Here is a 26,127-nt window from a genome sequence, read left to right as displayed (position 1 = left end):
AGCAGCCATCGTGGCTACCGTCGTGGACGGCGCGGTCGGGTAGTGGTGCGGTCGGGGAGTGGTGCGGTCGGGGAGTGGTGCGGTCGGGGAGTGGTGCGGCGGGCCGCAGGCCCGCCGCACCGGTCACCGGCCGATGGTCAGCGCAAGGCCCATTGCTGGTTTGCCTGACCGTTGCAGGACCACAAAATGATCTTCGTGCCGTTGGCCGTGCCGCCACCGTTCGCGTCCAGGCACAGCCCGGATTGCCCGCCGGTGATGGTGCCGTTCTGGTTGACGGTCCACTGCTGGTTGGCCTGGCCGTTGCACGACCAGACGATCACGGCGGTGCCGTTGGCGGCGCCCCCGCCGCTCGCGTCCAGGCACATGTTGCCGGACGTCTGCAGTTGCCTGCCGGCGGTGTACGTCCAGGTCTGGTTGGACTGCCCGGTGCAGTCGCGCAGCTCGACCTGGGTGCCCGCGCTCGGGCCGGGCGCGATCACGCATCGGCCGGACTGGTTGCCGACGATCTGCCTGCCTCCCGGCGGCGGCGGCGAACTCGGGGGCGGCGAACTCGGGGGCGGCTGGTCGCCGGTGAACTGGGAGAAGAAGTTCCAGACCACGCCCGAGGTCCAGCTACGCCAGCCGCCACAGGTGCACCCGTCGATCGGACCGGGGTCGTGGCCGCCGTCGAACGGGGCCCAGGCCACCGGATATCCGGCACGGCAGCCGGAATAGGTGGTGACGACATGGGTGAGACTGCCCTGCGCCGGCTCGGGCGGGTTCTGCGGGGAGCAGCCGTTGGCCCGCACGAAGGTGTCGCGCAATCCTCGCCCGTTCGAGATCGGCAGCACGTTGTCCCGGACACCGTGCAGTCCGATGTACGCGATGGGCTGGTTGCCGCCGCCGCACCCGCTGAGTCCCCCACCGGAATAGACGGCCACCGCGCGGAAGACGTTCGCCCGGGCGCAGGCGAGGGCGTACGACATGGCCCCGCCGTAGCTGAATCCGGCCGAGTAGAGCTGCGTCGTGTCGACGCACAGGCCCGCCTCGATCTGCCTGATCATGTCGTCGACGAAGGTGACGTCCTGGCCGCCGGGATTGGCCCAGCCGTTGCCGTTGCCCTGCGGCGCGACGAAGATCGTGCCGTTGTTCGCGCTGTCGGCCAGGCGGCGCAGTCCGTAGTAGGACCAGTTGTAACCGTCGGTTCCGCCGGAGTCGACGTCGTTGGCGGTTCCGCCGTTCCAGTGGAATCCGAAGATCAGCCGGTAGGCGTGGTTGTTGTCGTAGTTGGCCGGCACCCGGATGATGTAGTTACGGTTCTGACCACCGCTCTGGATCGTGTGCGCACCACTGGTCAGCGCCGGGGCTCTGCCGCACCCGGCGGTCGGCGCGAACGGGCGGGCGTCGCTGGCCGACGCGGTCGCGCCGTTGCCGAACGCCACGAAACCGGTCGCGGCGAGGACAGCAGCCGACATCGTGACCAGCCCGAGCAACCATCTCTTTCTGGACATCCGTCAATCCCTTCTTCAGCGGTTACCACGGATCGATCGCCGATTGCTGCCGCCGTCGCCGGATCGGCGGGACGGGACCGCGCCCCCGACGAATGGAGCCGATCTCCTGCGCCCGGGGCGGCAGGCCAGACAACGCGGCGGCTGTTCAGTTGCGCAGCGCCCATTGCTGGTTGGCGCCGCCGCCGCACGCCCACAAAATGATCTTTGTGCCGTTGGTGGTGCCGGCGCCGTTCGCGTCGAGGCACAGGCCCGACTGCGCACCGGTGATCGTGCCGTTGGCGTTGACGTTCCACTGCTGGTTGGCCTGCCCGTTGCAGGACCAGATGATCGCCGCCGTCCCGTTGGCGGTGCCCCCGCCACTCGCGTCCAGACACAACCCGGAGACCTGCAACTGCCGGCCGGCGGTGTACGTCCAGACCTGACCCGGCTGCGTCGCACAGTCCTGCAACTGCACCTGCGTGCCGGCACTCTGGTTGATCGCGGTCACGCACCGGTGGGACTGGCCGCCGACGACCTGGACGTTCTGCCGGGGATCCGGTGGCGTGCCGGACGCCTGAGTGCCGGCTGCCGCCATGACGGCCTGAGCGGCCGCCGGCCAGTTGTTGTTGGTGACCGTCGTGTTGTTGGAGACGACGTTCCCTCGCGCGCCGTTGGCGATCCCGGTCGACCCGTTGCTCGTCCAGTTGTTCTGCACGGTCAGATTACCGGTGTTGACGTCGCTCCAGGCGTTCTCGGTGGCCCAGGTGCCGATGTCGGAGAACACGTTGGTCGTCGCGGTGAAGTACCGCGAGCCCTCGTCGAAGTACAAGCCGAAATACCCATGCGTGCGCAGGCAGTAGTTGTTGCTGATCACCGCGTTCGGGTTGGCCGACAGCGTGTAGATGCAGCCACCGTCGTTCATCTGCTGCATCACGTCGTGCACGTAGTTGGCGGTGATCCGGTTGCCGGTCGCCGTCGTGGCCGTCGAGTATCGCGGCTGGTAGTTGTACAGGCCGCGGTGGGCATACTCGTTGTTGCCGCCGGCGTCGTTCGAGCCCCACCCGTACCCGGCGGAGATGCCGGAGTACGGCATGTTGTAAACCTCGTTGTGGGTGATCGTCGCGTTGGTGACGTAGGTCGGCAGGAACGAGACGATGCCGCGGTAGTCCACGCCGATGTCGTGCACCAGGTTGTTGCTGATGGTGATGTCCCGGTTGATCATGCGGGCGTCGCTCGGGTGGTGTGCGTCGGCCTGCACCCCGCCGGCGACGATCGCGCCGGCCGCGACCCCGGTGAACGTGGAGCCGGTGACGGTGATGCCGCTCGCCCCGAGGCCGACGCCGCTGGCGTGAGCGTTCGCGTCGTTGCCGATGCCGAGCGCCATCTGCCCCAGATTGACGAACTGGTCGCCGCTGAAGGCGATCGTGTTGGCGGCGGACACCTGCACCGCCGCGGGCATCTGGCTCCAGTGCGGGCGGGTGGCCTCGAACTGCGTACAGCCCGACGTGCACGAGCCGAACCCCGGCCACGACCAGTTCCCGGCGAGATAGGCGCCGGTCTGCTGGTCGGCGTAGCCCTGGCTGCCGCTGGGCCCCAGCCAACTCGTACCGGTGAAGGCGATTCCGGTGAACGACAGGTGGTGCGCGGGTGAGTCGTAGGTGCCGCCGATGTCCACCAGCGACTGCAGCACCGGCAGCTCCACATCGGCACTTCCCATGTTCTCCCCCAGGCGGGGAATGTACGACAGAACCCCGGTGCCGGGGTTCAGATACCACTCACCCGGCGAGTCGAGGAATTCGTACGCGTCCTGCAGGTACATGGGTCCGGCCCGGAACGGGCTGGTCAGCGTGTCGTAGCCGAAGTTGTTGTTGTTCCACGCCGGCTGCTGCATCGTGATCATGCCATTGGCGATGCTCTGCACCGGCGAGTACCGATCGGTCCACGAGTCGACGGTCTCCACCTCGACCCGGTTCTGGCTCGCGAGCGCGTTGAGGTAGTCGAGAGCCGCGCTGGAGAACCGCAGGCCGGCGCCGGAAGCCGTGAAGTCGGAGCGGTTGACCTGGGTACGCGCCCGCGTCACCGGAGTCCCGTTGACATAGAGCTGCCGGGTGTCGACCCCCGGGCCGACGTTCGCCTGCCAGATGTTCCTCCCCGGGTTGGCGAGGCTCCACCCGGTGACCTGCCGGGCGCCGGTGACCACGGGGTGGGCCGACGGAGCGGCCTGCCAGATGACAGTGTGCCCGCCGGTACCGGAATCGGCGGCGGTGAACCGCAACGGCGCGGACAACCGGTACACCCCGTCGGCCAACTGGACCGTGATGTCACCGGACATACCGGCGACCATCGACCGGACCGCGGCCTGCGCTCCGGCCAGCGAGCAGGGATCGCCGCTCGTGCAGTTGCTGCCGGCGCCGGACGGGGATACGTAAACGGTCGTCGTGGCCGCGGCCGCGGGGGACGCGGACATCGTCACGGCGGCCACGGTCGCGGCTGCCAGGACGGCGCCGGTCAGCGCCGGATTCCGCGGGGCACTCAGGCGTGGGGGCATGGGACTCCTTGAGATGCGATCAGATCCGGTCGCGCCCGGCGGGGATCGGCGGCGGGATGAGCGCGGCACTTCGATCGAGTCGAACCGGTTCTGTTATGCCGCCACCTTGCGCTGCAAGGTAGGTCGTACACATGTTGGTAGTCAAGTGGTAACAGTCGATACGTCAATCCGCCTGCGGAGCTCGCGGGCGGAGGCCCGACGGCGTCGGCCGCGCTTGTCCCCGGGGTGCTCATGGTTGCGCCGGCGCGGTTCCGAGCGCTCCGCCAAACCGGTTAAGTCCATCGATATGCGTCACTTGACAGTGACGTACTCATCGATTTAGTGTGCGTCGAACCGGTTCGATCTCCGCACCTTGGCATGAGCGACAGCCGGGCACCTACGGCTGCGGCGCCGCCGGTCGCCAGGTGGACCGCCGGGCGGCCCGCCCATGAGCCGGCATGCCGTGTGTCTCCGCGATGGCAGGCACGGGACCGGCCGGCCCCACCTCGACGCTGCCCGGCCAAGGAGGCAACGTGAACAGCGGACTTCAGGTGGCCTGCCGGTACCTGCGCGAGGTCCTGCACCGGCTCGGCAGGCTCGCGCCGAAGGCCAGGGTCCGGCGCGCCTTCGCGTGGGCCTCCTGAGCGACGGCCAGCCCTCGACGCCGGCCATCGCCTGCACCAGCCCGTGGACCCGGGCATCCCCGGCAGTCGGGCGAGCACGGTGGCCGGGCTCCACCACAAGTCTCCTGGAGGAGGAGTCATGGACAGACCTCACCGTCGTCTGCCGGCAGCTCTCGCCGCGTCGGTCATCGCCGCATCGGTGCTCGTGACGGGCGCGCCCGCGGCAGAGGCGGCCACCGCCGCCGTCATCCCCGGCACGATGTGGACCGACACCGCCGGCAACCGGCTGCAGGCACACGGCGCCGGCGTCTTCACCGTCGGCAGCACCTATTACATGGTGGGCGAGGACAAGGTCGCCGGGTCCACGTTCACCGCGGTGGCCTGCTACTCCTCGACCGACCTGGTGCACTGGACCAGGCAGGTCAACGCCCTGTCCCGGCAGAGCAGCGGCGACCTCGCGGCCGGCCGGATCGTGGAACGGCCCAAGGTGATCCACAACAGCACCACCGGCAAGTACGTGATGTGGATGCACATCGACAACACCTCGTACAACGACCAGCGTGCCGGCGTCGCGGTCAGCGACACGCCGTGCGGGCCGTACACCTACCTCGGCGCGACCCGGCCGCTCGGCCACCCGAGCCGCGACCTGGGCCTGTTCAAGGACGACGACGGCACGGCGTACATGATCCACGAGGATTCCGCCGCCGGCATGCGCATCGAACGTCTGGCGCCCGACTACACCACCGCGCAAGGCACCGTCGCCACCTTCCCGTCCCTCGAGTCACCGGCGATGGCGAAGGTGGGCAACCGGTACTTCCTGCTCACCTCACATCTGACCGGCTGGGGCACCAACGACAACGTGTACGCCACGGCCACCTCGCCGGCCGGGCCGTGGAGCGGCTTCACCAACGTCGCGCCGGCCGGCACCCGCACGTACGACTCGCAGAGCTCGTTCCTGCTACCGATCAGCGGCACCGCCGGAACGAACTACGTCTACCTCGGCGACCGCTGGAACGCCGGCGACCTGTACTCCTCACTGCCGGTCTGGCTGCCCATCACCCTGACCGCCGGCGGTGTCGCGGCCCTGAGCTGGTATCCCTCCTGGGGAGTGGACACGTCGACCGGAGCGATCACGCTGCCCAGCTATCCGCGGCTGACCGGCAACCAGTCCGGCCGCTGCCTCGACATCACCGGCGGAGCCCCGGCGAACGGTTCCACCACACAGATCTGGGACTGCAACGGCGGCGCCGGGCAGAGCTATGCCCCGAACACGGCCGGCGAGCTGCGCGTCTTCGGCACCAAGTGCCTGCAGGCCCGTGCTCAGGGAACGACAGCCGGAACCGCCGTCGAGGTCTGGGACTGCAACGGCGGCAACCAGCAGAAGTGGATGCTGTCCGCCGACGGCACGATCGTCGGCGTCCAGTCCCGGCTCTGCCTCGACGTCAACGCACAGGCAACCGCAAACGGCACCCGGGTCCAGTTGTGGACCTGCAACGGCGGCGCCAACCAGAAATGGACCCGGGGCTGACCGGACATCCGGCGTCCCGGACCGCATCGAGATGGAGGTCTCATCATGCTTCGACATGCCTGTGGCGCCTCGGTTCCACCACCGGGCGCCCGGCTGAGGGTGAGTTGGCCGGCGCGCCGGTTCTGGGTCGCCGTCGCCGCGACCGCCATCGCGGGCGTCACGGCCGTCACGGCCCTCCCACCGCCCTCGGCTGCCGCGCAGGACGGACAGATCGTGGGCGGGCAGTCCGGCCGTTGCCTGGATGTGCCGGCCTCCGGCAACGGCACCCAGACGCAGCTGTTCGACTGCGATACCGGTGACGGCCAGCGCTGGACCGTGGGCGGCGGGCAGTTGACGGTGTTCGGCAACAAGTGCCTGGACGCGAGTGGTCAGGGCACCGCCAACGGCACCAAGGTCATCATCTGGGACTGCAACGGCCAGCCCAACCAGCAGTGGAACGTCAACGCCAACGGCACGATCACCGGCGTACAGTCCGGGTTGTGCCTGGACGCCAACGGCGGCGGCACCGCCAACGGCACGATGATCATCTTGTGGTCCTGCAACGGCGGCGCCAACCAGCGGTGGACCGTGTCGACCCAGCCGACCAGCCCGCCCCCGAGCAGCCCCGCGCCACCGCCCGGCAGCCTGCCCTGTGACATCTACGCCGCCGGCGGCACACCCTGCGTCGCGGCGCACAGCACCGTGCGGGCGCTCTACCACGCGTACGCCGGGAACCTCTACCAGGTCCGGCGATCGTCCGACAACACGACCAGGGACGTCGGCCTGCTCGCCCCCGGCGGCACCGCGAACGCCGCGACGCAGGACTCGTTCTGCACCGGCACGAACTGCGTCATCACCGTGGTCTACGACCAGTCCGGCCGAGGCAACAACATGTGGTACCAGGGTTCGGCCGCGGTGCCCGGATCACCGCAGAGCAGTCCCGCGCGGGCCACCTCCGAGTCGCTGACGATCGGGGGCGGCAAGGCGTACTCGCTCTACATCAATCCCGGCAACAGCTACTGGCGGGACGGGCATCTCACCGGGGTGCCCACCGGGAGCGCTCCGGAGGGCATGTACATGGTGACCAGCGGCACGCACGTCAACAGCGGCTGCTGCTTCGACTACGGCAACAGCGAGACGACGCGGAGCGCCGACGCCGCGGGCGCGATGGACGCGATCAACTTCGGCACCGAATGCTGGTTCGGCGGCTGCGCCGGCTCCGGCCCATGGGTGCAGGCGGACCTGGAGTGGGGCCTCTACTCCGGCGGGAGCCAGTCGTGGAACCCGAACCAGCGCGCGCTCCCCAGCAAGTTCGTCACCGCGGTGCTGAAGAACAACGGCACGTCCCGGTTCGCGCTCAAGGGCAGCAACGCACAGTCCGGCACCTTGACGACGATGTGGGACGGCGCGTTGCCGGGCGGGTACAGCCCGATGCGGAAGCAGGGGGCGATCGTCCTCGGTAGCGGCGGCGACTGCTGCAAACCCAACGGCGGCGCGAATCTCAGCGCGGGCACCTTCTACGAAGGGGCCATGGTGGCCGGCTACCCGTCGGACGCCACCGAGAACGCGGTACAGGCGAACATCGTCGCCGCTGGCTACCGCTGACCCTTCAGTACTGCGCGCGTCACCAGCCGGTCGGCTGGTGACGCGCCCTTGTGCCCCGGCCCGGCTCCCGGCGACCGGCCCGGCGGCGCCGGGCCGTGCCGCTGGTGCGGCCGCGTCACGGCGGGTCCGCACACCGTTGGGGCCTTCGGTACGAGCGAAGTGACCCGATCCCCGGTCTGTCGCGGCTGCCCGGAGCCGGGATGGCCGGGATGGCGCGGGACGGCCGGACGTCGGACCCGGCGCTCGACGCCCCGGGTCCGACGTCCGGCTGGACACTGATCAGTTACGCAGGCTCCACCGCTGGTTGGCGCCGCCGTTGCAGGACCACAAGATGATCATCGTGCCGTTGGCGGTGCCGCCGCCGTTGGCGTCCAGGCACAACCCGGACTGTACGCCGGTGATCGTGCCGTTGGCGTTGACGTTCCACTGCTGGTTGGGCTGGCCGTTGCAGTCCCAGATGATGACCTTGGTGCCGTTGGCGGTGCCCTGACCACTCGCGTCCAGGCACTTGTTGCCGAACACCGTCAACTGCCCGCCGCCCACGGTCCAGCGCTGGCCGTCACCGGTATCGCAGTCGAACAGCTGCGTCTGGGTGCCGTTGCCGGAGGCCGGCACATCCAGGCAACGGCCGGACTGCCCGCCCACGATCTGCTGACCGGCGGGCGGCACAGTGGTGGGCGGCGACATGGTGATGGTGAACGTGTCGTCGGCGTTGTTGTGCGGCAAGTTCACCGTCACGCCGTTGCCGGTCAGGGTCATCGTCGTGTCCTGCGTGGTGACCGGCGCCTGCACCGCGCCACCGCCGTTGTACGGGACGCGCTGCACCCGCACCCGCACCTGGTTGTTCTGGACGATCCCGCTCGTGGCGTCCAGCCGCTGGAGGTTCACCGCGACGTTCCCGGTGGTCCGTCCCCCGCCGACGAGGACCTTCGCCACCCCCGTGTCCTTCGTCGCGAACCCGTCGTAGTTCGCGCTCGGCGTCACCGGCGCTATCTGCCCGGTCTGCGAGGCGTAGAAGTTGTAGACCCACCACTCGCCCTTGGGCTGGTACTGGCCGGACGTCCGTACCAGCAGACTCGCCAGGTCGTTGTGGAGGTTCGCCCCGCCGGCCCAGTTGGCCCGCAGGCCGTCGGCGCCGGCGCGCTCGAGCCGGGCGATGTACCACGAACCGTCGCCCGGGTTCTGCTCGTTGGACGCGCCGTATTCGTTGATCTGGTAGGGCCGCGGGTGTGCGATGCCCCGGGCGTCCAGCGAGCCGTTGGCCGCCGCCACGTTGCTCACCGGGTCGCCGGGCAGCGAGTGCCAGCTGACGATGTCCGGCACCACGTTGTTGGCCTTGACGTTGTCGAGGTATTGCGTCCACCAGGACCCGGCGGTCGTGGGCACGCCCGCGAGGCTCGGACCCACGATCAGGTGTGCCGGGAACGCCGTGCGGATCCGCTGGTAGGCGCGCCGCCACATGTCGAAGTACTGCGACTGCGGGCGGTTCCAGAACAGCGAGATGTTTGGCTCGTTCCAGATGTCCCATTCCACCGGGACGCCCGTGGCCCGCACGTCGTTGATCAGCCGGGTCAGGAACGCGTCGTAGTCCGTCCAGTCGCCGTTGTCCCCGGGGAACCGGGTGATCGGGTACCCGTCGGCGCCCCACAGGTCATGGACCAGGAGCACGAAGTCCCCGCCGAGGGCGCGGGCGCGCAGCAGTTGTGCCCGGGTCGAGTTCCACCGCCGGTCGTAGCGGCCCGACACCCACCCGCCGGGGCTGTCCAACTGCGCCCCGCCCGCCCGCATGTAGCGGAACTTGACATCCGTGAAGAAGTGGTCCGGCGGTCCGGACCCGTCCTCGGTCATGCCGTAGATCCAGCCCGAGGCCCGGTACGTCGGCGTTCCGGCCGAAGCCGAGAAGTTGACGCTGAGGGACTCGTCCGCGGCCCGCGCCGGTGTGGCCGGGCCGGCCACGATCGCGGCGGCAAGCAGGCCACACATCGCCGGCAAGGCGGTCAGGGTCCGGCGGAGCCGCCGGAGTCGGATTTTCTTCATCGGCCATCACTCCTTGGTTGAAGGACGCCAGGCACCGGATCTCCGGTCCCAGGCTCGGCCCCGCCGGGCGGCGCCGGTCAGGAGCGAGTCCATTGCTGGTGGCTGCCGCCGTTGCAGGTCCACAGTTCGGCAGCGGTGCCGGTGGTGGTCGCCGCTCCGGTCACATCGAGGCAGAGCCCGGACCGCACGCCGGTGATGGTGCCGTCGGGGTTGACCCGCCACTGCCGGTCGGCGCCGCCCGTGCAGGCCCAGATCCGGACCCGGGCGCCGGCCGTGGTGCCGAGCTCGTCGAGGCATTTGGTGCCGTACGCGGTGAGCTGGTTGTTCGAGCCCAGGGTTCGGTGGTGGTGATCTTCACGGCTCGAACTCCTTCTGGCATGGGGATGTCGCGGCGGCCTTGTCCACGCGCCTCCGCGAGTCTCACGTCGCGCAGATGAGAGGCCGGGTGGGCGGTCAAACTCCGGCGACGGCGTGGCTGTACGAGACGCCGTTCCTGGCGATCCGGCCGGCGACCTGCACCTGTGCCCGGATTCGTGGGTGGGTAGCGGCCGCGCGGACTCGAGCGTCTGGCCCGTCGGCCGAAGAACCGGACGCTTATCCGGCCGGGCGCTCCGCATGGACGGCGAATCGATTCGACAGACACCGTATGGCGTGACATTCGACACTGTCAAGTCACGCTCATCAATCTTGTCAGGGGCGGGTAGGCAGCCGGAACACAGCGCGTTTCCGCAGGTGACTACCACTCACGCGCGGCGGCGGCCCCGAGGCGGGGAAATTTGAACCGGCCGACCGCCGTCCGACTCCGGCTCTGGTACTGCGACGGCACCCGTGATTCGGGTTTGTGCGTGCCCGACCGACGCTCCTGAGCGTCGGTCGGGCACGGTTTACCGTGATGTCGAGGCCTGGCGTGATGAGCTGGGTTCGCGATGACATTCGTGAGTACGGGGTGGACCGGCTCGGGCACACCTCGGCGGTGCTGGTCGTCGACGACACCGGGTTCGTCAAGAAGGGCGTCACGTCCGCGGGGGTGCAACGGCGGTAACACCGGCGCCAGCGGCAAGACCGACAACTGCCAGATCGGCACGCTCCTGGCCTATGTCGCCCCGGCCGGGCACGCGCTGATCGACCGGCACTTGTACCTGCCGGAGTCCTGGACCATCGATCGGCAGCGCTGCGACGCCGCAGGATCCCGACTCGGATCTGCCGGACATCGCAGCGGCTACAGCCTGCAACCGAACCGTTGCGCGGAATGGCTCAATGATCCGGGTGGTCACATCGCGACTATCACCGTCCGCGACTATCATCGTCCGCGACCACGGGACACCCGGGACGCTTTCCACAATGGAGTACAAGACTACGATACGAGTCCGATCCGTCGAGCGCGCAAAGGGAGACACACCAGTGGCTGATCACGCCTCGCCCAGAATCGATACATCTGTCGCGCATCCCGCCCGCCGCTACGACTACCTGCTGGGCGGCAAGGACAACTTCGAGGCGGACCGCGAGTCGGCGAGGCAGATCGAGCGCGTCGTGCCCACGGCCCGGCTCACCGCTCTGGAAAATCGCGCTTTCCTGCACCGGGCCGTACGGTTCATGGCCGGCAACGGCATCCGGCAGTTCCTCGACATCGGTACGGGTATTCCCACCTCGCCGAACACTCACGAGATCGCCCAGCGGATCGCCCCGGCGGCGCGGATCGTATACGTCGACAACGACCCGCTCGTGCTGGTACACGCTCGCGCACTGCTGACCAGCACCCCGCAGGGCAAAACCTCCTACATCGAGGGTGATCTGCGCCAGCCGGGTCAGATCCTGAACGACCGCGAACTCGCGGCGACGCTGGACCTGTCACAGCCGGTCGGACTGCTGCTGGTAGCGGTCCTGCACTTCATCCGTGACGACGACAATCCCCGAGCCACCATCGATGCCCTCATCGATGCGCTGCCAGCGGACAGCATCGTGGTCGCCTCACACGGCACGTTCGAGCACATGCCCGCTGAGCAGGCGGCAGCGCTTACCAAAGTCATGGAGGCGCAGTTCCGGCAACGCTCCGGCACCGAGTTCCGCACCTTGTTCGACCGCCCCGACCTGCGCCTGGTCGAGCCCGGTGTGCAGTCGGTCGCGCAGTGGTGGGCCGACGAGGCGTCTCAACCCCGGCCAGCGATCGAGGATGTCGCCTGTAACGGACTCGTGGCACGCGTGGTCCGCGCCAACACCGAGGTCTGAGCTGGCCCGGCTCGCCGCGTCGAAGAGCCGCAGCAACGGCGGCCGATGTGTGACAGGCCGAACGCGACCGGCGGCGCCGGGGGACCGGCCCGCTCCCCGTGGCGGGCCGGCGAGCTCTACGTGTGGCCCCGGTCCGGCGTTCGCGGTCGTCTGTGGCACGGCCTCGCTGGTCATGCTCGCCGCGCTGACCACAATCGTCGCGCTGACGCTGCGCGCCCGTCGCTCGCGGGGCGAGGATGCCGCCGTGGCGAGGCGATAGGCGCACGCCACGGTGTCACATCGAACTACACCATTGCTTCGCGGGCGTACGGCGGCGGGTACTGATCGTGTGATCCGGGCGGCGCCTGGACTCGTCCCCCGGGCAGCCGGGGCCGGAATGCGGATCCGGACGGTGGCGGCCCGGTCTTCGTGCTCGGCCATAGCCCGCGAGCGACCCTCCACAGCGGACTCGGCTAGCGTAATGACGTACCCATGAGTGCAGGCCCGGCGGAAGGAAAAGGCAACATGCGGTTCGCCATCAACCTCCCCCCGTTCGCGCCACCGGCGACGCTGGTCGGGCTCGCCGTCGACGCGGAGCAGGCGGGCTGGGACGGGGTCTTCTTCTGGGATCACGTGACCTGGGAGCCCGAGCGGCGACTCGACGTGCACGACCCCTGGGTGCTGCTCGGCGCCGCCGCCACCGGTACCGAACGCGTGCTCCTGGGCACCATGGTCACCCCGCTGGCCCGGCGGCGGCCGTGGAAGGTCGCGAAGGAGCTCACCACCCTCGACCATCTCAGTGGCGGCCGTGCCGTGCTCGGGGTGGGACTGGGCGCGCCGGCGGACGCCGAGTTCGAGGCGTTCGGGGAGCGGGGAGAGGCGCGCCACCGCGCGGCCGTGCTCGACGAGGGTCTGATGGTTCTCGACGGGCTCCTGCGCGGGCCGGTGGATCACGACGGGGAGCACTTCACCGTGCGCGCCGAAATGCTCCCGCGCCCGGTGCGGCAGCCCCGCCCGCCGATTTGGGTAGCGGGCGAGAGCCCGCACCGCCGCCCGCTGGAGCGTGCCGCCCGGTGGGACGGGTTCGTTCCGCTCTCCCGCACCGGGACGCTGACCCCCGACAAGCTCTTCGCCTACCTCGACGGCATGGAACGCCCATCAGTGTGGGACGTGGTCGCGCTCCACCCGGACGGCATCCCTGCCGACGAGTACGCGTCCGCCGGCGCCACCTGGCTGGTGGAGGGCATCAGCCCCGACGGCGACTGGATCAACACGCTACGTGCCATGATCCGCCGCGGACCACGTACCTGATCAGGCGCCGCCTACCCGGAGGACCTCGGCCAACCGGCGGCGGCGCCGAAGGGCGGACTCCAGCGGGACCACCGCCGCCACCATCGCCGGGAAGGCGAGGAACAGCACGGTGAGCGCGGCCCACGGCAGCACCAGGGGCGGCGCCTCCGGCTGGGCCGTCAGCAGCCGCAGCGACAGCGGGCCTACCGTGAGGTGGATCAGCAGCAGGCCCAGCAACGGGCCTCCGGCGGCGGCCAGCAGGGCGAGCGGGAGCAGTTCCCCGGCGGCGACCCGGCGTGCCTCGCTGGTGCGCAGGCCCAGCGTGCGCAACCGGCTCAGCGTCTGCCAGCGTTCCGGTGCGCCGGCCGACGCGCTCAGGGCGAAGCCCAGCAGGCCGAGCGCGAGCAGCATCGCCGCCGACGCCCAGGCCAGCCGGATCAGGCCGGTGACCAGTGGGGCGTCGCGCCGGGATGCTTCCACCTCGGCGCGCAGGTCGACCAGGCCTTCCCCGGAGTGTGCGGCGGCGGCCTGCCCGGCGCCCGGTCCGGTGACCCAGATGGTGTCCGGGACGACCTGGTACCCGGCGGCGGTCATCGTCGCCGCGTCGACCACGACGAGATCCTCGGAGCTGTCGACCGCGGGGGCGATCCCGGTCGCGACGAGGTCCAGCGCCGGCGCCGCCTGTCGCGGCAGCTTCAGGTGATCACCGGTCCGGACGTGCCCACCGGCGTAGCGGACCAGCGCCGGCACGGCCGGGCCCGACGCGGTGGGCTGGTTCGGCGCGGCGGGGCTGGACGCGGTGGGCAGAGACAGCGCGGCGGGCAGGGACGGCAGCGCGGGCAGCGGGGTTTCCGCGAGTAACGCACGATAGGCGGCGCTGTCCACGATCACCAGCCGGGCCGGCCGTTCCGCGTCCGCCACGACCAGCGGCGCGACGTCGACGACCTGGGCGGCGACGGCGTGCCGGACCCCGGGCGTGGCGGCGATCCGCTGCGCCGTCTCGGGCACCGTGACCACCGAGTCGGACGCCACCCGCAGCCGGGCGTCCGCGCCGACCGTGCGCCACGCGCCGTCGGTCAGGCCCCGGTCGACGGTGCTCGTCACGGCCAGCGCGAACGACGCCAGCGCGGCCGCGCCGACCAGGGTGAGCACAGGCAGCGGGCGGGCCGAGGCGGACGCCGCGCGGGCCGCCCCGAACACCGCGAGCGGGCGGGACGAGCGCAGCGCCTGCCGCAGCGCCAGCCCGGTGATCAGGGGTAGCAGCCGGAGCAGGAGCGCCGCGCCGGTCAGCACGGCCAGGGCCGGGGCGGCGGCCGGCAGGAGCACGGTTCCGCCCGCGGACGGCAGCACGCCGTGCCGGTTCAGCAGGGTCAGCGCGGTCGCCGCGGCGGCGAGCACCGCGAGTTCCAGGGTGAGCCGGCGCAGCGCGGCGGTGCGCCGGGCCACCAGCCGGGCGCCCCGGTTGGCCGGGACGCGGCGGTCCCGGGTCGCCCGGAACGCCCTGACCACGCCGAACGCCGGGCCGGCGAGCAGACCGGCCAGCACCACCGGCAGCGTCCAGGCGGCGGCGACAGCACCGGTGAACAGCGCCGACAGCAGCGCGCCGGCACCGGCCGCGAGGGCCGCGACCAGGGCGGACTCGATCAGCAGCTCCAGGCCGAGCGAGGGGAGCGCGGCGCCGCGCTGGCGGGCCACGGTCAGGGCCGGTGAGCGGCGGGCGGCCAGCAGTTCGGCGGCCAGCAGCAGGATCAGGACGGCCACCGTGGTGACCGCGATGAGTAGCACCGCCGCCTGCGCGGTGGCGGCGTCGATCTGGTCCTGCACGTCGCTGAGGACGGTGTCGAGCTGCGTCCACCATTGGGATTCGGTGGACCGGTCGCCGGACGAGGCGGACGTCGCCTTGAGCCGGACCACGGCGGACACGATCCGTTGCGCCGAGTCCAGGGTGAGCAGTGCCGGGTCCGGGCTGAAGCGGACGATCCGGTTCGTCTGGTCCGGCTCGAAGGCGAGGCGGAAGTCGGGCAGCGAGTCCTTCGAGACCATGCCGCCGAACCGGGTGATGCCCGCGCCGTCCCGGCCGTGGACCGGGTTCAGCAGCCACGGGGCGGCCTGCCATGCCGGGTCGCCCGGGTCGGTGGGGCGGAAGACGCCGCTCACCCGTACATCCTTGGGGTTGCGATTGTCGTCCTCGACCTGGAGCCGATCGCCCGCCTTGACCCCCAGCCTCGCCGCGGTGGCCTCGGAGACGCCGACCTGCACCGGCCATGGCGGACCGTTGAACGGCGCCTCGACGTCGAGTCGGGCCACGGACGGCTGCGGGGCGGCGCCGGAGACCCAGGTGACAGCCGGGCCGGATCCGCCGGCGACGTAGTCGATGCGGAAGCTGCGCGGCTCGGCGCCGTTGACGATTTTGAGGTACGGGCTGTCCACCAGCTCGACCGGCGGCAGCAGCACCTCGCCCAGCGGCCCGAGCTCGTCCAGCGACCGGTCCCGCAGGTCGTCGAGCGCCTCGGCGGAGCGCGCGGTGCGGACCCGCCCGCCGCCGGACCCGTCGTCGTACTCCCACCGTGCCTGCACCTGCACGTCGGCGTCGCTGCCGGCCTGCCGGACCGCCGCCTGCACGGCCTCGTCGGCGGTGTCGCCCAGCGCCACCGGCACCGCGCCGGCCAGGAACGTGACCACCGCGACCACCACGGCCGACAGCAGCAGCGGCCCGGCGTCGGCCCGGGCGCGGCCCCGGATGCTGGGCCAGTGGAGTGCGGGTCGCATCAGGACACCACCCGGAGTAGGGCCGCGCCGGCACGGCGGGCCTGCACGGTGGCGACCGTGCCGGCCGCCAGCGTGCATCCGGCCACGAGCAGCGCGATCAGCAGCAGTTCTGTCGTCCAGGGCCAGGCCGGCAGCACCGGCGGGACCGGCGTGGCGCCGGTCTCCGAACGGATCAGCAGCGGCGCCACGATCACCGTCCCGGACCCGCCGACGAGCGTCCCGGCGAGCAGCAGCGGCAGCAGGATGGCGGCGTGCTGGCCGAGCAGGGTGGTCCGGATCTCCCGGCCGGTCATGCCGAGGCCGCGCAGCCGGGCCACCTCCACCGCCCGGTCCCGCAGGTCGTGTGTGACGTGCAGGATCACGCCGGCGAGCAGGAGCAGCACGGCGGCCGGCACGAGCAGCCGCAGCACGGCCGGCAGCCCGGCGTTGAGCGGCCCGGCGGTCAGCCGCGCGGTCTCCCCGGCGCGGGTGGTGGCGGCGCCCAGGTGCAGCGCGGCCAGGTCGGTGCGCGCCGGCGAGCCGGCCCACCAGGCGTCGGCCGGATAGGACAGGTCACCGCGCGAGGTGAGCACCCGTGACAGCGAGTCGAGGTCGGCGAGGACCGCGGCGGCGCCGGGCGCGCCGGGCACGGCCGGCACGACACCGGCGACCCGCACCGGAACGGCGGTGGTCCCGACCGTCAGGTCGAGCGCGGCCCCGGTTCTCACCTGCAGCCCGTCGGCCAGTTTCTCGGACACCAGCACCGGCACCGCCGCGGGCGCCTCGAAGGAGGAACCGACCAGCGTCATCTCGGTGGGGGAGCCGCCGCCCAGTTGCACCGTCCCGGTCATCGTCAGCCCGGCGCGGGATCCGGTCATCGCCGTGCCGGCCAGCTGACCGGCGGCGGCCTGGGCCGGGGCGCTGTGCCAGCCGGTCACGTCGCCGGCCGGGCCGGGCAGGCCGAGTGTCACGGTGAACCGGCTCTGCGAGACCTGCCACAGGAGGCCGGAGTCGTAGTCGAACGGCAGCGCGACCGCGACCAGCCGCATCCCGGCGGCCGGCGCGCACCCGGCGAGCGGGCGCCGCTTGCCGTCCAGCGGCACCGGGGCCCCGGCGCAGACCGTGCGCAGCCCGGCGGCGTCCTGCAGGAGCAGTCGGGGGGCCACGGTGACCGGGACGGTGCCGGTCGCCGTGCCGCGCACGGTGAGGGTGGCGCCGGCGGCGACCGGGATGCCGCCGGCCGGGGCCGCCGGGGCCAGCCCGCGGGTCGCCGACGCCCAGTCGGCGCCGTCCGGCAGGCGCCCGCGCAGCAGCGCGCCGGCCCGGGTGGTGTCGAGCGCGATCAGGTGCGGCGTGTCGCCGGCCGCGCCGAGCCACTGCCCGATGGCCACGCCACGGTCGGTGACCGGGCTGATCGCGGCCGCGCCGGTGGCCTCGGTGATCGCCGCGCCCTGGCCGGCGACCGGCGGTGTGGTCAGCCGGAGCGCCAGGTCGGTGCCGACGGCCAGGTCGGCCTGGTCGTGCTGGGACCGGTCCCAGGTGGCCGCGAGCGCCGCCCCGAACGTGCCGGTGGCGGCGGCCAGGCAGATCAGCAGCCCGGCGGCGGCGGCCTGCGGGCGGCGGGCCGCCTCGAACGCGGCCAGCGGCAGCGGCAGGCTCTCGGATCGGCGGGCCAGCCGGTCGGCCAGCCGCAGCGCCGGCGGCACCAGGCGCAGCGCCAGCGCGGCGCCCGCGGCGAGCAGCAGGCCGGGCGCGAGCACCTGCAGGAAGTCCGCCTCGGTGCGGCCGGCGTGCAGCTGCCACCAGCCCACCGCGGCGAAGGCCACCAGGAGCAGGTCGGCGCCGGAGCGGGCGAGGAACTCGCGGCGGCCGCCCGGCCGCTCGGTGCGGACGGCCAGCAGGACGAGCACGAGCGCGAGCCCGAACGAGCCGGCGACGATCGCCAGGATCTGGGCGCCGGTCACGCCGGGCGCGGTGGCGAGCCCGGCGCCGGACATCGGCGGCAGGTGGCTCAGCGCGGCGTGCAGCAGCGACGACCCGGGTATCGCCACCGCCGCGGCGGCCAGCGCGATCAGCCCGGCCTCCAGGGCCGCAGTGACGGCCAACTGCACCCGGCTGGTGCCGACCGCGGACAGCAGCGCGGTCTCCGCGGCGCGCAGCCCGGCGGTGAGCCGGCCGGCCAGGGCCAGCGCGGCGGCGGTCAGCACGATCCCGAGCACCGCCACGGCGAGCACCGCGGCCTGCGTGACGTCCTGCTGGTGCCGGGCCGAGATCAGGGTGTACGGCAGGTCGGACGCGACCCGGGTGAACCTGGCCCGGTCGCCGAGCGTGCCGGTGAGCCGGGAGTCCGCGTCGAGCACCTGGTCGGCGGCGGTGTCCAGGGTGTCCGGGGTGGCCCCGGTCAGGTCGGGACGGACGGTGATCTCCATCCGCAGCAGCGACGAGCCGCCACCGATCAGGTCGACCAGGTCGACCAGGAACGGCCCGTACGCCGGGAAGTCGCGCGTCGTGGTGCCGTCGTTGTGGTCCGGGGCGTACCCGGCGCCCTCCAGCAGATCGCGGTCCCAGCCGACGCCGGGAAGCGGCCGGGCCACGCCGACCACGGTGAGCTCGACGGCCGGCGCGGGCGCCTCGGCGTCCGTGTCGGCCGCCAGGCGTACCCGGCTGCCCACGGTCAGGCCGAGCAGTTTCGCGGTCGGCTCCAGCAGGACCGCCTCGGCACGCCGCGGGGTGGCGCCGGCGCGCGGCCAGCGCCCGGTGACCAGGGCGGCCCGGTCCGGCAGGTCCTCGACGCCGGAGAGGTAGGTCTTCGCCTCGTCGTCGCGGCCGGGCAGATCGCGCATCACCGACGACGCCCGGACCGCGCCGGTGGCCGGGAACGGGGCGAGTGCCGAGGTCAGCACCGTGCGGGTGGCGTCGGTGACGGCCGCCGTGTCGGCGCCCTTGATGGTCGACGTGTACGCGGTGACCGACATCCGCCGCGGGTCGGCCTGCTGGGCGGCGACGCCGAGCGCGACCGGCGCGGTCCGGGTCACCAGCAGCGCGCACACCCCGAGCAGCGTGGCGCCGAGCGTGACCACGGCGAGCAGCGCGGCCAGCACCGGCCACTGGGCCAGGGTCCGCCGCGCGAGCAGGGCGATCACTCGTGCAGCCGCCCGTCGCTGATCCGGATCACCCGGTCCGCGAGGGCCATCATCACCGGGTCGTGGGTGGAGACCAGCGCGGTGACGCCCTCGGACTCGACCACGCCGCGCAGCAGCGCCATCACCGAGCGGCCGGTCTCCGCGTCGAGCTGGCCGGTCGGCTCGTCGGCGATCAGCAGCCGGGGCGAGGCGGCCAGCGCGCGGGCGATCGCGACGCGCTGCTGCTGGCCGCCGGAGAGCTCGGCCGGGCGCTGCTCGGCGTGGGCGGCGAGTCCGACCAGGTCGAGCAGCAGCTCGACGCGTTTCTCCCGGTCGGCGGCCGGGGTGCGGGCCAGGCGCAGCGGGGCGCCGACGTTCTCCGCGGCGGACAGCACCGGGATCAGGCCGAAGGTCTGGAAGACGTACGCCACCTTCTCCCGCCGCAGCCGGGACAGTCCGTCCTCGTCGAGCCGGGTGATGTCGGTGCCGTCGACCGACAGCGAGCCCCGGTCGGCGCGGTCCAGCCCGCCGATCACGTTGAGCAGCGTGGTCTTGCCCGAGCCGGAGCGGCCGACCAGCGCGACCATGGTGCCCGGCTCGACGTCGAAGGAGACGTCCCGCAGGGCGTGCACGGCGGTGGGGCCGGCGCCGAAGGTGCGGTGCACCCCACGTACCTCGACGATCGGCTTTGTCACGGCAGGGTCCGATCCGGGTGGATCCGCACGTGGTCGGCCTCCAGGGCCAGCCGCACGCGGTTCGTCAGGTGCAGGGTCTCGCGGTACTCGCGGGGGATCTGGACGCGGCCGGCGCGGTCCATCACGGCGTACTCCTCCGCGATCACGTGGGTGTCGCCGTCCTCGTTGGTGGCCGTGCGCCGCAGCACCTCGCTGCTGGTCCGGCCGTCGCGGATGGCCACGGTCCGCTCGACCTGCCCGCTCACCCCGGGATCGTGGGTGACCACCACGACTGTCACCCCGTAGCGCTGATTGACGTCGCGCAGCGCGCCGAAGACCTCCGCGGAGGTGGCGCTGTCCAGTTCGCCTGTCGGCTCGTCGGCGAACAGCACGTGCGGCCGGTTCGCCAGCGCCACCGCGATGGCCACCCGCTGCTGCTGGCCGCCGGACATCTCGGCCGGTCTGCGGTCCGCGCAGTCGGCGACCCCGAGAGCTTCGAGCAGTTCGGAGGTACGTTGCCGGCGTGCCCGCGCGGGTTTGCGGGCCGCCGTCATCGGCAGGTCGATCACCTGTCGTGAGGTCAGGTAGGGCACCAGGTTGCTGGCGGTCTGCTGGCGCACGAAGCCGACGGTCTCCCGCCGGTAGCGCACCCGGTCGGCCCGCGACATGGCCAGCAGGTCCCACCGCTCGACGTGCGCCTTGCCGGCGGTCGGCGCGTCGATGCCGGCCAGAATGGACAGCAGCGTGGACTTGCCACTGCCGGATGCGCCCACCACGGCGACCATCTCACCCCGGTTCACCACCAGGTCCAGCCCCTGCAGGGCCTGCACCTCGATGGATCCGGTCTGGTAGATGCGCACCAGGCTCTCGCACGTGATCAGTGCCTCGGACATCGTCCTCCCATGATCTTGGGCGTGTCTTTCCACCAGGTCCTCATCGGTCCGGGAACCGCCCCGGAGTTACTCCGAAGAGCAGGCGGAACGCCTCGACGAACGCGCTGGGGCTGCGGAAACCGCAGTCCACCGCGACCCGGGTGACCGGGCGCCCGGCGGCGAGCAGGTGCAGCGCGTGGTGCAGGCGCAGCTGAGCCCGCCACTGCGGGAAGGTGAAACCGGTCTCCGCGCGGAACAACCGGCTGAGCGTACGCTCCGCCGCGCCGACCTGCCGCCCCAGCTCGCGCAGCGGCCGCTGATCGGCCGGGTCCGCCGCGAGCAGCTCGCAGAGCCGGACCAGCCGCGGGTCGGACGGCGCGGGCAGCAGCAGCGGCAGCGCCTCGGCCCGGCGCAGCTGGTGCAGGGCGACCTGCTCCAGGTGGTGACGGTGATCGGCGCTCAGGTCCGGCTCGTCGCTGAGGGTGCGGATCACCTCGCGCAGCAGTGGCCCGACCACCAGCACGGTCGGCTCGGTGAGCGCCGCCGCCTCGAAGATCAACGAGCGCATCTCGGTCGGCCCGTTCGCCTGGTGCGCGTGCGGCACCCCGGCCGGCAGCCAGACCGCGCGGTTCGGCGGGACCACCCAGACGCCCTGTCCGGTGTGCACCTGCAGCACCCCACGCAAGGGATGAACCAGCTGGTGTACGGCGTGGTCGTGCCACTCGATCCGCTCCCGGTGCCCGAGCGGCCGGATCGTGGGGCCGGTCAGTACTTGGCGTTCCACCGACACAGGTCGGCAGAATATCGGAAGTCCGCGCCCGCCGTTTTCGGCAGCCTGATCACCATGAGTGATTCCTCCTGGCGCCGGATGCGCCTGTGGGCCGCCGCGCACGCCGTCGACGACCTGTATCAGGGTCTGGTCCCGGCGACGCTGCCCTACTTCGTCCTCGACCACCACTACAGCTACGTCGCGGTCTCCGGGCTGACCCTGGCGGCGGCGCTGGGCAGCTCGATCCCGCAACCGTTCATCGGCGTGCTCGTCGACCGGCGCCGGCTGGACTGGCTGGCCGCCGCCGGCGTCGCCCTCGCCGGCCTCGGATTCGGGCTGTCCGGACTGGCCGGTGGCTGGTATCCGGCGGTGTGGACGCTGATCCTGCTCTCCGGGCTGGGCGTGGCGATGTTCCACCCGGCGGCCGGGCGCTCGGCGCGGGCCGCGGCGGGCGACAGCAGCGGCGCGATGAGCGTGTTCGCGGCCGGCGGCAGTGTCGGTTTCTTCCTCGCCCCGGTGCTGGCCACGCCGTTGCTGGTGCGCTTCGGCGTGCCGTCCACGGTGCTGTTCGCGGCGCCCGCCCTGATCGTCGCGGGCCTGCTGCTGCGGCGGCACCGGACGTCCGCGGCGGCCGTCCGGGCGGTACGGGGCGGCGCTGACCAGTGGCGGCCGTTCCTGGCGCTCACCGGCATCGAGGTGGTGCGCTCGGCGGCGTTCTTCGGGGTGAACACGTTCATCGAGCTGTACTGGCTGCGCCACCTGCACGGCAGCCGTGGCACGGCGGGCGCCGCGCTGGCCGTGTTCCTCGTCGGGGGAGTGGCGGGGACGCTGCTGGGCGGGCGGATCGCCGATCGGGCGGGGGCCGTCCGTACCGTCCAATGGGGTGCTGCGGCGGGCTTGCCGGCGCTGGCCGGACTGGCCTTCACCAGCGGCCCGGCGCTGCCCCTGATCTTCGCGGGCCTGGCCGGCGCGGCCCTCAACGTGCCGTTCGCCGTGCTGGTCAAACTCGGACAGGATTATCTGCCGTCTCGTCCGGGGACAGCTGCCGGCGTCACGCTGGGCCTGGGCGTCAGCATCGGCGGCCTGTTCGCGCCGCTGTTCGGCCTGACCGCCCAGCAGCACGGGCCCGAGGGGGTGTTCGCGCTGCTCTGCCTCGCGCCGATCCCGGCGTTCCTGCTCGGACTGCTGCTCACCGAGCCCCGGACGGCCCCGGACCCCAGGACCGCGGATCTCGCGGGTGCGTGACGACGACCGGCCGGCGTCACGCACCCGGCCGGCGTTGCTGTCCGTGGCTGGTCAGGATGGCCAACTGCCGCGTGGCGCGGGTCATCGCGACGTAGCGGTCCACCGCGCCCGCGACCCCGTCGCCGAAGTCATCCGGGTCGACGACGATCACCAGGTCGAACTCCAGGCCCTTGGCCAGGGCCGGGGTGAGCGAGCGGACCCGGTCGCGTTCCGGGAACGACGGCCGGCCGATGACGCAGGCGACGCCTTCGGCGTTCGCCGCCAGCCAGTCGTCGAGGATCGTGGCGAGGGCCGCCGCTGCGTCGTGCCGGACCGGGGAGCCGCCACGGATCGAGGTCGGCACGTTCGCGTCCGGCAGCGCGGCGCGGATGACCGGCTCCGCCTCCGCCATCACCTCGGCCGGCGTGCGGTAGTTGATGGTCAGCGACGAGACGGTGATCTCGTCGATGCCGATCCGGCGCAGCCGCTCGGCCCAGGACTCGGTGAAGCCGTTCCGGGCCTGCGCCCGGTCCCCGACGATCGTGAAACTGCGCGACGGGCAGCGCAGCAGCAGCATCTGCCACTCCGCGTCGGTCAGCTCCTGCGCCTCGTCGACCACGATGTGCGCGAACGGGCCGGCCAGCAGGTCCGGGTCGGCTCTCGGCGGCGTGCCGCCCTCGTCCAGCACCTCCCGCAGGTCCCGCTGCCGCAGCATGGTCATCAGGCCCTCCCCGTCGTCGTACTCGTGGGAGGCGATCAGGTCCTCGACGACCCGGTCCATCTGCCGGCGGTCGGCCGCCACCGCGGCCCTCCGCCGCCGGTCCCGGTCAGCGGCCGAGGCGTCCCCGAGCCGCCGGCGGACCGCGTCGAGCAGCGGCAGGTCGGCGACCGTCCACGCCCGCGGGTCCGCCCGCTGCAGCTTGCGGATCTCATCGATGCTCAGCCAGGGCGCGCACCGGCGCAGGTAGGCGGGAACCGACCACAGATCGGCGACCACGTCCGCGGCGTCCAGCAACGGCCAGGCCCGGTGCAGCGCGGTCCGCAGCTCCCGGCCGCCGGGCGTACCGGTGATCTCCAGCAGCTCCTCCCAGATGTCCTCGCGGGCCTCGTTGTGCGGCGTCCCCTCGGCCGCCTCGAACGCTGCAGCCCAGTCCCGCGCGGTCACCCGCACGTCGCCCTGGTCGGTCTCCACGGTCATCGGCGCGGCCGGCGGCTCCTCGTGGAACCGGACCGCCGCCTCCATGGCCCGCACCAGCGCGGCCGACGACTTCAGCCGCGCCACCTCCGGATCCGGCTCGGGCGGCGCGCCGGCGCCCTCGGCGACCAGGTCGCGCACCGTGCACGTCTGCACGTCGTCCTCACCGAGGCTGGGCAGCACGTCGGAGACGTACGCCAGATAGGGTTCGTGCGGGCCGACGACGAGCACCCCGCCCCGCCGGGCGCCCAGCCGCGGGTCGGCGTAGAGCAGATACGCGGTCCGGTGCAGCGCCACCACGGTCTTGCCGGTGCCCGGCCCGCCGTCCACCACGAGCGCGCCCCGCGACCCGGCCCGGATGATCGCGTCCTGATCGGCCTGGATGGTGCCGAGCACGTCGCGCATCCGCGGCGACCGGCTGGCGCCGAGGCTGGCCAGGAACGCCGACTGGTCGTCCAGCGCGGCGTGCCCGCGCAGGCCGTCCGCGGTGAACACCTCGTCCCAGTAGTCGATGATCCGGCCGTCCAGCCACCGGTACCGGCGGCGGCTGACCAGGCCGTCCGGGTCGGCGTGGGTGGCGCCGAAGAACGGCTCGGCGGCCGGCGACCGCCAGTCGACGAGCAGCCGCCCGCCCGCACCGTCGGTGAGCCCGAGCCGGCCGATGTAGACCGTCTCGCCGTCCGCCCGGACCATCCGTCCCAGACACAGGTCCAGGCTGAACCGGCGCAGCGCGCGCAGCCGGGAGGTCAGCCGGCGGACCTCGTCGTCGCGGTCCACCGCCTGCCGGCCCTTGCCGGCCGGCGCCCGGCGCTCGGCGTCCAGCCGGTCGTCCAGTTCCGCGATGGAGCGCCGCAGGCTCTCCGCGATCGCCGCGAAGTGCTCCTCGTCCGCGGCGATCAGCGCAGGATCGTCCTTGGCCGCATGGTCGCGCAGGTCGAAGACGTTCACCGGCGGTACTCCTCGATCAGCATCTCGGCGGCGACGGCAGCGCCGTCCGGGTACATCGCGGCGGCCACGGCGGCCGCGTGCGCGGCGGTCTCCGGGGCCAGCGCGATCTCCAGCGCCCTCTCGATCGGCTCGCCGGACGCGCCGATGCCCAGCGCGGTCACCCGGCCCGCCCAGTACGGCTGGTCACCGCAGTGCGGCACGATCACCTGCGGCGCGCCGGCCCGGGCCGCGGTGTGCGTGGTGCCGGAGCCGCCGTCGTGCACCACCGCCGCCACCCGCCGGAACAGCGTCGGGTGGCTGGTCTCGCCGGCCACCAGGCAGTCCTCGGCGTCCAGTCCGGCCCAGCCGCGCGACAGGATCACCCGGTGGCCGCGGGCGCGGACCGCCTCGACCGCCTGCCGGGCCCGCTCGCCGGCGGGCATGCTGCCGAACCCGACGTACACCGGTGGCTCGCCCTCGCCGAGGAAGTCCTCCACCTCGTCCGGCAGCGGCTCCTCGTCCGGGAGGATCCACGTGCCGGTCTGCACGACCTGCAGCTCCGACGGTTCCGGCCAGGGGCCGAGCAGCGAGTCGGTGGCCAGCCACGGCAGGTCGGTGAACCCGTGGTCGCGTACGTCGCCGACAGGGCCCAGGCCGTGCCGGGCCCGCTCGGTGTTGAGCACGTCGCGGAACAGGTCGTTGGCGGCCTCGGCGTCCCGCTTCCACAGCAGCCGGTTGTCGGTGACCGCCGGGTCCACCGGGTGGCCCGGGCGGGCGATCGGCTGATGGTGCGGCGAGGGCAGGGAGTTCGGCTGGAAGGCCGCATGGACGTACGGAACGTCCAGCATCTCGGCGACCGACCGCGCGCCCGCCACCGACGGCAGGATCCCGCAGGCCACGAGAACGTCCGCACCGTCCAGCACGGCCGGCAGCTTCGCGAACTGCTCGGCGATCAGCGCGCCGGCCCGCTCCTGGATCGTGTCGGTCACCGGGCCGCGCATGATCTCGCGTGGGGACCGGCCCACCGCGACGAGTTCCACCCCGCGCGACGGAAGCTCGTCCGGTGGGGCGCACACCGTCACCTCGGCCCCGAGCCCCCGTAACCGCGCCGCGAGGCCGATCAGTGGCTCGACGCCGCCCCGTGAGTCGTACGCCGACAGCACCACACGCACTCTGGTTCCCCATTCTCGCAGCTCACAGCGGTTGACTGGGCGATTGTGCAGGAGCACCCGGGTCTTGCCGCAAGACCCCCTCCGTGCTATAGCTTGGAGATGGGAAGAGGTGGGTATGCCCTCTTCCGCCCTTCGCGGTGACGTCGCCGTTCAGCACCCTC

16 protein-coding genes and 1 pseudogene are annotated in these 26,127 nt (G+C 72.4%); 6 read left to right on the top strand and 11 right to left on the bottom strand.

The genetic code is table 11. The features are described from left to right. Positions 1-137 precede the first annotated feature (137 nt). A complete protein-coding gene (locus tag Asi03nite_RS11660) occupies positions 138-1,490 on the bottom strand; it encodes a ricin-type beta-trefoil lectin domain protein (protein WP_203678903.1) in 1,353 nt (450 codons plus the stop codon). Positions 1,491-1,635: 145 nt separating this feature from the next. Further along, positions 1,636-4,017, bottom strand: coding sequence for an RICIN domain-containing protein (locus Asi03nite_RS11655; protein ID WP_203678902.1), 2,382 nt, complete (start codon positions 4,015-4,017; stop codon positions 1,636-1,638). Positions 4,018-4,758: 741 nt separating this feature from the next. On the opposite strand from Asi03nite_RS11655, the gene Asi03nite_RS11650 reads away from it, so the two are divergent. Together Asi03nite_RS11650 and Asi03nite_RS11645 are read left to right on the top strand one after the other, a co-directional pair. Continuing rightward, positions 4,759-6,147 (top strand): ricin-type beta-trefoil lectin domain protein, encoded by a 1,389-nt coding sequence (locus Asi03nite_RS11650; RefSeq protein WP_203678901.1) that lies wholly within the window; start codon positions 4,759-4,761, stop codon positions 6,145-6,147. A 45-nt stretch (positions 6,148-6,192) separates the two neighbouring features. Continuing rightward, entirely contained in the window at positions 6,193-7,731 is a 1,539-nt protein-coding gene (locus Asi03nite_RS11645) for an arabinofuranosidase catalytic domain-containing protein (RefSeq protein WP_203678900.1), read from the top strand. Positions 7,732-8,010: 279 nt separating this feature from the next. Here Asi03nite_RS11645 and Asi03nite_RS11640 read toward each other — a convergent pair whose 3' ends face one another. Together Asi03nite_RS11640 and Asi03nite_RS38490 are read right to left on the bottom strand one after the other, a co-directional pair. Next, positions 8,011-9,768 (bottom strand): RICIN domain-containing protein, encoded by a 1,758-nt coding sequence (locus tag Asi03nite_RS11640; protein ID WP_239102620.1) that lies wholly within the window; start codon positions 9,766-9,768, stop codon positions 8,011-8,013. Positions 9,769-9,845: 77 nt separating this feature from the next. Further along, a complete protein-coding gene (locus Asi03nite_RS38490; RefSeq protein ID WP_203679060.1) occupies positions 9,846-10,385 on the bottom strand; it encodes a ricin-type beta-trefoil lectin domain protein in 540 nt (179 codons plus the stop codon). Between the two features lie 302 nt (positions 10,386-10,687). Between Asi03nite_RS38490 and Asi03nite_RS37770 the strand changes: the two are divergent. The 3 genes and pseudogenes from Asi03nite_RS37770 to Asi03nite_RS11620 form a co-directional block, all read left to right on the top strand. Continuing rightward, a pseudogene (locus Asi03nite_RS37770) lies at positions 10,688-10,955 on the top strand (transposase); the annotation flags it as partial. Between the two features lie 154 nt (positions 10,956-11,109). Beyond that, complete coding sequence (locus Asi03nite_RS11625) at positions 11,110-11,994, top strand: SAM-dependent methyltransferase (RefSeq protein ID WP_203678897.1); 885 nt, start codon at positions 11,110-11,112, stop codon at positions 11,992-11,994. A gap of 504 nt (positions 11,995-12,498) precedes the next feature. Beyond that, entirely contained in the window at positions 12,499-13,284 is a 786-nt protein-coding gene (locus tag Asi03nite_RS11620; RefSeq protein WP_203678895.1) for an LLM class flavin-dependent oxidoreductase, read from the top strand. Here the strand turns inward: Asi03nite_RS11620 and Asi03nite_RS11615 are convergent, their stop codons facing one another. Genes Asi03nite_RS11615 through Asi03nite_RS11595 form a run of 5 tightly spaced genes read right to left on the bottom strand, consistent with a single transcriptional unit; the run spans position 13,285 to position 21,463 of the window. Further along, complete coding sequence (locus Asi03nite_RS11615; RefSeq protein WP_203678893.1) at positions 13,285-16,032, bottom strand: FtsX-like permease family protein; 2,748 nt, start codon at positions 16,030-16,032, stop codon at positions 13,285-13,287. Then, positions 16,032-19,154 (bottom strand): FtsX-like permease family protein, encoded by a 3,123-nt coding sequence (locus Asi03nite_RS11610; RefSeq protein WP_203678891.1) that lies wholly within the window; start codon positions 19,152-19,154, stop codon positions 16,032-16,034. Before Asi03nite_RS11610 ends, Asi03nite_RS11615 begins: the two co-directional genes overlap by 1 nt. Next, positions 19,151-19,828 (bottom strand): ABC transporter ATP-binding protein, encoded by a 678-nt coding sequence (locus Asi03nite_RS11605; RefSeq protein ID WP_203678889.1) that lies wholly within the window; start codon positions 19,826-19,828, stop codon positions 19,151-19,153. The genes Asi03nite_RS11610 and Asi03nite_RS11605 overlap by 4 nt, the downstream gene beginning before the upstream one ends. Beyond that, the gene (locus tag Asi03nite_RS11600; RefSeq protein WP_203678887.1) at positions 19,825-20,700 is read right to left on the bottom strand and encodes an ABC transporter ATP-binding protein; all 876 of its coding nucleotides are present in this window, start codon (positions 20,698-20,700) and stop codon (positions 19,825-19,827) included. The genes Asi03nite_RS11605 and Asi03nite_RS11600 overlap by 4 nt, the downstream gene beginning before the upstream one ends. A gap of 40 nt (positions 20,701-20,740) precedes the next feature. Next, a complete protein-coding gene (locus tag Asi03nite_RS11595) occupies positions 20,741-21,463 on the bottom strand; it encodes an AraC family transcriptional regulator (protein WP_239102619.1) in 723 nt (240 codons plus the stop codon). Positions 21,464-21,523: 60 nt separating this feature from the next. Between Asi03nite_RS11595 and Asi03nite_RS11590 the strand changes: the two genes are divergently transcribed. Then, positions 21,524-22,693 carry an MFS transporter gene (locus Asi03nite_RS11590; RefSeq protein WP_203678883.1) on the top strand — a complete coding sequence of 390 codons (1,170 nt, stop codon included), beginning with the start codon at positions 21,524-21,526 and terminating at the stop codon, positions 22,691-22,693. A gap of 16 nt (positions 22,694-22,709) precedes the next feature. Here the strand turns inward: Asi03nite_RS11590 and helR are convergent, their stop codons facing one another. Then, a complete protein-coding gene (helR, locus tag Asi03nite_RS11585; RefSeq protein ID WP_203678881.1) occupies positions 22,710-24,815 on the bottom strand; it encodes an RNA polymerase recycling motor ATPase HelR in 2,106 nt (701 codons plus the stop codon). Further along, positions 24,812-25,966 carry a glycosyltransferase gene (locus Asi03nite_RS11580; protein ID WP_203678879.1) on the bottom strand — a complete coding sequence of 385 codons (1,155 nt, stop codon included), beginning with the start codon at positions 25,964-25,966 and terminating at the stop codon, positions 24,812-24,814. Before Asi03nite_RS11580 ends, helR begins: the two co-directional genes overlap by 4 nt. Between the last annotated feature and the right edge of the window lie 161 nt (positions 25,967-26,127).

Origin of the sequence: Actinoplanes siamensis (genome assembly GCF_016862395.1) — a bacterium.
Lineage (GTDB): Bacteria > Actinomycetota > Actinomycetes > Mycobacteriales > Micromonosporaceae > Actinoplanes > Actinoplanes siamensis.
This window is presented reverse-complemented; position numbering and strand designations above follow the sequence as displayed.

What these genes read in the sequence shown, in the direction of transcription:
- Asi03nite_RS11615 (WP_203678893.1), bottom strand. Translation starts at nt 16,032, where the DNA reads ATGCGACCCGCACTCCACTGGCCCAGCATCCGGGGCCGCGCCCGGGCC.
- Asi03nite_RS11640 (WP_239102620.1), bottom strand. Translation starts at nt 9,768, where the DNA reads ATGAAGAAAATCCGACTCCGGCGGCTCCGCCGGACCCTGACCGCCTTG.
- Asi03nite_RS11590 (WP_203678883.1), top strand. Translation starts at nt 21,524, where the DNA reads ATGAGTGATTCCTCCTGGCGCCGGATGCGCCTGTGGGCCGCCGCGCAC.
- Asi03nite_RS11625 (WP_203678897.1), top strand. Translation starts at nt 11,110, where the DNA reads ATGGAGTACAAGACTACGATACGAGTCCGATCCGTCGAGCGCGCAAAG.
- Asi03nite_RS38490 (WP_203679060.1), bottom strand. Translation starts at nt 10,385, where the DNA reads ATGCGGAGCGCCCGGCCGGATAAGCGTCCGGTTCTTCGGCCGACGGGC.
- Asi03nite_RS11655 (WP_203678902.1), bottom strand. Translation starts at nt 4,017, where the DNA reads ATGCCCCCACGCCTGAGTGCCCCGCGGAATCCGGCGCTGACCGGCGCC.
- Asi03nite_RS11650 (WP_203678901.1), top strand. Translation starts at nt 4,759, where the DNA reads ATGGACAGACCTCACCGTCGTCTGCCGGCAGCTCTCGCCGCGTCGGTC.
- Asi03nite_RS11645 (WP_203678900.1), top strand. Translation starts at nt 6,193, where the DNA reads ATGCTTCGACATGCCTGTGGCGCCTCGGTTCCACCACCGGGCGCCCGG.
- Asi03nite_RS11600 (WP_203678887.1), bottom strand. Translation starts at nt 20,700, where the DNA reads ATGTCCGAGGCACTGATCACGTGCGAGAGCCTGGTGCGCATCTACCAG.
- Asi03nite_RS11660 (WP_203678903.1), bottom strand. Translation starts at nt 1,490, where the DNA reads ATGTCCAGAAAGAGATGGTTGCTCGGGCTGGTCACGATGTCGGCTGCT.
- Asi03nite_RS11620 (WP_203678895.1), top strand. Translation starts at nt 12,499, where the DNA reads ATGCGGTTCGCCATCAACCTCCCCCCGTTCGCGCCACCGGCGACGCTG.